The organism is Butyricicoccus sp. (genome assembly GCF_050872565.1).
Taxonomy (GTDB): Bacteria; Bacillota; Clostridia; order Oscillospirales; family Butyricicoccaceae; genus Butyricicoccus_A.
On the sequence record NZ_JBNMHC010000117.1, the window covers coordinates 1 to 6309 of the forward strand.

Consider the following 6309-nt stretch of genomic DNA (forward strand, 5'->3'; position numbering starts at 1 on the left):
ATGGGTACCGCTGCTGTTGGTTACCTGCCGGAGTCCATGCACGGTGCTGGTTCCCCGCAGGCTCAGCGTATCATGATCGCTCGTCAGGCTAACATGGAGCAGAAGAAGGCTCTCGCTAAGGCTATTGCTCGCATCGACTAAGTGTTTCTGACAAACGGTGCTGAATCTTAGACAATAATTTATTGTGACAACAGGCACTCATAGAGCACTCTCTGTGGGTGCCTGTCTGTCCATTTGTTATTTTTCGTTATTTTGAGGTTTTTTATGCTTCACTGTGCTGTAAAATTCTGCGGCGGCTGCAATCCGATGTATGATCGCGGAAGCGCCTACCGCAATATTGCTGAGACCCTTGCGGGTGTGGCCGATTTCTCCTTGCCCAGAGATGGCGAACCGTACGATGTACTGCTCATCCTGCGCGGATGCACCGGATGTCCATATCTGTATGAGGACATTTCGGCAACCCACCGTATCGTCTGTGCCAGTCAGAGCGAAGCGGATCATGCGGCAGAGCGCATCGCGGCGCTGTGCACGCATTAAGTTGTAAACAGGATTTATGCTTCAGACTTGTGTGATCTGAAGCGATAAGTCGTTTAATAGAGAAAGGATTTGATACCAATGAAGAAAGTACAGATTGTCTCTGCAGAAGAGGCTGCTCTGCGCGTAAATGACGGCGATACCATCGCTACCGGCGGTTTTGTAAGCTGTGCCTGCCCAGAAACCCTGTCCATTGCTCTGGAGAAGCGTTTCCTGGAGACCGGTCATCCGCAGGATCTGACCCTGTTCTTTGCAGCTGGTCAGGGCCATCGTGACGGCACCGGCGGCGATCATTACGGCCACGAGGGCATGGTTAAGCGTGTTATCGGCGGTCACTGGGATCGTGCTCCGAAGCTGGGCGAGCTGGCTCTGAACAACAAGATCGAGGCTTACAACCTGCCGCAGGGTGTTATTTCTCATATGTATCGTGATATTGCCGCTCACAACATCGGCACCATCACCCATGTTGGTCTGAAGACCTTCGCTGACCCGCGCAACGGCGGCGGCAAGCTGAACGACTGCACCAAGGAAGATCTGGTAAAGGTCATCAACATTGAAGGTCAGGAGCGTCTGCTGTACAAGAGCTTCCCGATTGATGTTGTTTTCCTGCGCGCTTCTTACTGCGATGAGTTCGGTAACTGCACCGTACATCGTGAGATCGGCCCGCTGGACGTTACCGCTATGGCTCAGGCTTGTAAGAACTCCGGCGGTAAGGTTATCGTACAGGTTGAGAAGATCGTACAGGGCGGTTCTCTGGATCCGAAGCTCGTTGCTATTCCGGGCATCTATGTTGACTGCGTTGTTGTCGGCTCTGACGAAGAGAACATGCAGTGCCTCGGTATGCCGTATGACGGCGCACTGACCGGCGAATTCCGCATTCCGGTTGACGCTATTCCGTCCATCCCGCTGGATGCGAAGAAGGTTATCGCTCGTCGTGCTGCTATGGAGCTGCCGCAGGATGCTATCGTAAACCTGGGCACCGGTGCTCCGGAGAAGATCGCTAACGTCGCAGCAGAAGAAGGCATCTCTGATAAGATGACGCTGACCGTTGAGGCTGGTTCTATTGCCGGTGTACCGTACGGCGGCACCCAGTTCGGCGCTGCTGCAAACGCACAGTGCATCATCCCGCACAACGTACAGTTCGACTTCTATCAGGGCGGCGGTCTGGATGTTGCATTCCTCGGCCTGGCTGAGACTGCTCCGAACGGCGATCTGAACGTATCCAAGTTCGGTACTCGTCTGGCAGGTGCAGGCGGATTCATCGACATCACCCAGAACGCAAAGAAGGTTGTTTACTGCGGTACCTTTACTGCAAAGGGTCTGCGCACCAAGTGCGAGGACGACAAGCTGGTTATCACCCAGGAGGGTGGCAAGAAGAAGTTCGTTAACCAGGTTGAGCACATCACCTTCTCCGGCGATTACGCAAACGAAGTACATCAGCCGGTTCTGTACATCACCGAGCGTGCAGTCTTCGAACTGCGTCCGGAAGGCGTTACTCTGATTGAGATCGCACCGGGCATCGATCTCCAGACCCAGATTCTGGATCAGATGGAGTTCGAGCCGAAGATCGCTTATCAGGAAGACGGCACCATCAAGCTGATGGATTCCCGCATCTTCCGCGATGAGATCATGGGTCTGGCTAACGACTAATCTGCATTTTGCAGTATTATAACAGGATTTCGCACGATTTTCGCTGGTAAAATTTCGTCTATTTTGAACCTTTTGCCATAAAAACCTTGTGATTTTCCGCGTTATCATGTACAATGGTATCGGGGCAGGGTCTACAATCTGACCCTGTTCCCGATATGTATTTCTGTATTCGTTTTTTTGACTGAAGGAAAAGGAGAATTGGGCAAATGAATGTTTATATTTGTTCTGCCAAGAGAACCCCGATTGGTTCCTATGGCAAGACCCTCAAGGGCGTAACCGCAAAGACCCTCGGCGTAACCGCTGCTAAGGCTGCTATCGAGCAGGCTGGCATCGACGTAAACGACATCGACGAGACCCTCACCGGCTGCGTACTGCAGGGCGGCCAGGGACAGAACATTGGCCGTCAGATCGCTGTAGGCGCTGGCGTTCCGATTACTACCCCGTCTATCACCGTAAACAAGGTTTGTGCATCCTCTATGCGCTGCATGAGCCTGGGCGCTCAGCTCATCAAGTCCGGCGACGACCAGGTTGTTCTGGTTGGCGGTGCTGAGTCTATGTCCACTGCACCGTACGTAATGAAGGAAGCTCGTTGGGGCGCTCGTATGAACAACGTTACCATGATCGACCTGATGGTAAACGATGGTCTGTGGGATGTATTCAACGGCTACCACATGGGCATCACCGCTGAGAACGTAGCTGAGCAGTACGGCATCACTCGTGAGATGCAGGACGAGCTGGCTCTGGCTTCCCAGCAGAAGGCTGTTGCAGCAATCAAGGCTGGCAAGTTCAAGGACGAAATCGTTCCGGTTGAAGTAAAGCAGAAGAAGCAGACCATCGTATTCGATACCGATGAGCATCCGCGCGAAGGCACCACCATCGAAGCTCTGCAGAAGCTGCGTCCGGCATTCAAGAAGGACGGTGGCACCGTAACTGCAGGCAACGCTTCTGGTATCAACGACGCTGCTGCATACATGGTTCTGGCTTCTGAGGACTACGTAAAGGCTCACAACCTGAAGCCGCTGGCTAAGATCAAGTCTTACGGTTCTGTAGGCTGCGATCCGTCCATCATGGGTATCGGCCCGATCGAGTCCACTCGTCAGGCTCTGAAGCGTGCAGGTCTGACTGTTGAGGATCTGGACGTTATCGAATCCAACGAAGCATTTGCTGCACAGGCTTGCGCAGTAAACAACACTCTGGGCTTCGATATGGACAAGGTTAACGTAAACGGCGGCGCTATCGCTCTGGGTCATCCGATCGGTGCAGCTGGCTGCCGTATCTCCACCACCCTGCTGTACGAAATGATCAAGCGTGATGCTACTTATGGTCTGGCTACCATGTGCATCGGCGGCGGCATGGGCGAAGCTATCATCCTCGAGCGCGACGAGCTTTGCAAGTAATTTTATTTCAGTAAGAACACGGGAGGGTGCTTCGGCGCCCATCCCGCTTTCTTCACGTATATGTTTTTCTAAAAACAAACCATTAAAAAATATTAAGGAGAGCTACAACAATGACTGACGTTAAAGTTGAGAAAAAGGGTAATGTAGCAGTCATTACCATCGAGCATATGCAGGCAATGAACGCACTGAGCACCGACATGTACACCCAGCTGGAAGAGGCTTTTGATACTGTCGCTGCCATGGAAGACGCATATTGTGTTGTCCTGACCGGTTCTTCCCGTGTCAACAAGAAGGGCAAGACCGTTCAGTCCTTCGTAGCTGGCGCTGATATTTCCCAGATGTCCACCATGACTGTTGAAGAAGGCAAGTTCTTCGGCAACAACTCCAACCGCGTTTGCTGGAAGATTGAGAACTTCAAGCGCCCGGTTATTGCTGCAATCAACGGCTTCTGCCTGGGCGGCGGCGTAGAGCTGGCTATGTCCTGCGACATCCGTATCTGCTCTGAGAACGCTACCTTTGGCCAGCCGGAAGTTGGTCTGGGCATCACCCCGGGCTGCGGCGGCACCCAGAGACTGGCTCGTCTGGTAGGCATGGGCAAGGCTAAGGAGATCCTGTACACCGCTCGTGGCAACTACACCGCTCAGGACGCTCTGGACATGGGTCTGGTTAACTACGTTTACCCGATCGAAAACCTGATGGATGAGGCTATGAAGCTGGCAGAAGAAATCGCTGCACAGGCTCCGATCGCTGTTTCCCTGGTTAAGGAAGCTGTCAACGTTGGTATGCAGACCGACATCAATTCCGCTCTGAAGTTCGAGGGCAACTGCTTCGCACAGTGCTTCGCTACTGAGGACCAGAAGTACGCTATGAAGCACTTCGTTGAGAAGAGCCGCGAGCCGAAGGTATTCAAGAACAAGTAATTTTTTAGGGAATTGATTGATAAATAGAGGAGATTGAAATAATGAAGGTTTCTGTATTTGGCGCAGGTAACATGGGTGCCCGTATTGCAGAAGTATTCCTGAAGGCTGGTCATGCCGTTACGATGATCGACATCAAGGAACAGTTCTGCGAAGGCGGTAAGAAGCGTATTGAGGGCGACCTCGCAGGTGCTGTTAAGCGCGGCAAGATGACACAGGAAGAAATGGATGCCGCTATGGCAAACCTGACCCTGTCCATCAACCGTCAGGACGCAGCTGGTTCCCAGTTCGTCATGGAAGTTATTCTGGAGAGAATGGATCTGAAGGAAGACCTGCTGAAGGATCTGGACGAAATTCTCGACAAGGACTGCATCATCGGCACCAACACCTCTGCGCTGTCTATCACAGAAATTGCAAGCGCTGTTCCGGCACGTGCAGCAAAGGTTATCGGCGTACACTTCTTCAACCCGGCTCACATCATGAAGCTGGTTGAGGTTACCCGTTCCATGCTGACCGACGACGAGACATTCAACACCGCTTACGAGCTGATGAAGTCTCTGGGCAAGACCCCGATCGCTGTTAACGAGGGCGCAGGCTTCGTTGTAAACCGTATCCTGATCCCGATGATTAACGAGGCTATCGGCATCTACGCTGACGGCATCGCTTCCCCGTCTGACATCGACCTGGCTATGCAGCTGGGTGCTGGTCTGCGTTCCGGCCCGCTTCACACCGGCGACCTGGTTGGCCACGATGTAAACCTGGCTATCATGGAGACCCTGTACCGCGAGTCCGGCGATGCCAAGTATCGTCCGCATCCGCTGCTGAAGAAGATGGTACGTGCTGGCCTGCTGGGTCAGAAGACCGGCAAGGGCTTCTTTACTTACGACGGTCCGTTCGGCAAGGAAATCCCTGGCGGCGACCTGACCATCAAGTAATCAACGGCAGACAGGAAGAGGCGATAACATGAAAATTAGCGTCATTGGCGCTGGCGTAATGGGCGCGCGCATCACAGAAGTGATGATCAAAGGCGGTCACGACGTTGTCATGATTGACACAAACCGCGATCATGCAAACGGCAGCCTGAACCGCATCGTTGCCGATCTGGCAATCGGTGTGGAAAAGGGCAAGCTGACCACAGAAGAGAGCGATGCAGCTCTCGCTCGCTTGACAATCTCTAATATGTGCTCGGATGCTGCCGGTTCCGCACTGGTTCTGGAGTGCATCAACGAGCATCTGGAAGACAAGGTTGCCCTGTTTAAGCAGCTGGACGGCATTCTGGATGAAGATTGCATCATTGGTACCAATACCTCTGCTCTGCCGATCTCCGAGATTGCTCGTTCTGTTCCGCATCGTGCTGACCACGTTCTCGGCGTGCACTTCTTCAATCCGGCTCACATCATGAAGCTGGTTGAGGTCACCCGTACCATCAGCACCGATCAGGCAGTCATTGATTCCGTTGTTGACATCATGAAGGGCGTTGACAAGCACCCGATCGTTGTAAACGAGGGCGCAGGCTTTGTTGTAAACCGTATTCTGATTCCGGAAATCAACGAGGCTGTCGGCATCTATGCAGACAACATTGCAACCCCGTCTGATATTGACCGTGCTATGCAGCTGGGCGCCGGTCTGAAGATCGGCCCGCTTCATACCGCTGACTTGGTTGGTCTGGACGATATTCTGTCCGACCTGTCCAACATGTATGAGGAAACCGGCGATCCGAAGTATCATCCGCATCCGCTGCTGCGCAAGATGGTTCGTGCTGGCCTGCTCGGACAGAAGTCCGGCCGTGGATTCTTCACCTACAAGTATCC

The 6309-nt window shown here is 53.1% G+C and carries 7 protein-coding genes; all 7 read left to right on the top strand.

Translation table 11 applies throughout. The annotated features are described in order from the left end of the window. Positions 1 to 141: 4-hydroxyphenylacetate 3-hydroxylase C-terminal domain-containing protein (locus ACR0P9_RS06265; protein ID WP_432618373.1), on the top strand; the 141-nt coding region annotated here is incomplete at its 5' end. Positions 142 to 264: 123 nt separating this feature from the next. Further along, a complete protein-coding gene (locus ACR0P9_RS06270) occupies positions 265 to 537 on the top strand; it encodes a hypothetical protein (RefSeq protein WP_432618361.1) in 273 nt (90 codons plus the stop codon). Positions 538 to 615: 78 nt separating this feature from the next. Further along, positions 616 to 2184, top strand: coding sequence for an acyl CoA:acetate/3-ketoacid CoA transferase (locus tag ACR0P9_RS06275; protein ID WP_432618363.1), 1569 nt, complete (start codon positions 616 to 618; stop codon positions 2182 to 2184). Between the two features lie 206 nt (positions 2185 to 2390). Beyond that, positions 2391 to 3581 (top strand): acetyl-CoA C-acetyltransferase, encoded by a 1191-nt coding sequence (locus ACR0P9_RS06280; protein ID WP_432618365.1) that lies wholly within the window; start codon positions 2391 to 2393, stop codon positions 3579 to 3581. Between the two features lie 110 nt (positions 3582 to 3691). Next, entirely contained in the window at positions 3692 to 4501 is an 810-nt protein-coding gene (locus tag ACR0P9_RS06285) for an enoyl-CoA hydratase-related protein (RefSeq protein WP_432618367.1), read from the top strand. A 41-nt stretch (positions 4502 to 4542) separates the two neighbouring features. Further along, positions 4543 to 5433: a 3-hydroxyacyl-CoA dehydrogenase family protein gene (locus ACR0P9_RS06290; protein ID WP_432618369.1), complete on the top strand. Its 891-nt coding sequence runs from the start codon at positions 4543 to 4545 to the stop codon at positions 5431 to 5433. 28 nt (positions 5434 to 5461) lie between these two features. After that, the coding region (locus ACR0P9_RS06295; protein WP_432618371.1) for a 3-hydroxyacyl-CoA dehydrogenase family protein at positions 5462 to 6309 on the top strand (848 nt) is incomplete at its 3' end.

Excerpts from the sequence above, each read along its gene's own strand:
- ACR0P9_RS06270 (WP_432618361.1), top strand. The coding sequence starts at position 265 with ATGCTTCACTGTGCTGTAAAATTCTGCGGCGGCTGCAATCCGATGTAT.
- ACR0P9_RS06280 (WP_432618365.1), top strand. The coding sequence starts at position 2,391 with ATGAATGTTTATATTTGTTCTGCCAAGAGAACCCCGATTGGTTCCTAT.
- ACR0P9_RS06290 (WP_432618369.1), top strand. The coding sequence starts at position 4,543 with ATGAAGGTTTCTGTATTTGGCGCAGGTAACATGGGTGCCCGTATTGCA.
- ACR0P9_RS06275 (WP_432618363.1), top strand. The coding sequence starts at position 616 with ATGAAGAAAGTACAGATTGTCTCTGCAGAAGAGGCTGCTCTGCGCGTA.
- ACR0P9_RS06285 (WP_432618367.1), top strand. The coding sequence starts at position 3,692 with ATGACTGACGTTAAAGTTGAGAAAAAGGGTAATGTAGCAGTCATTACC.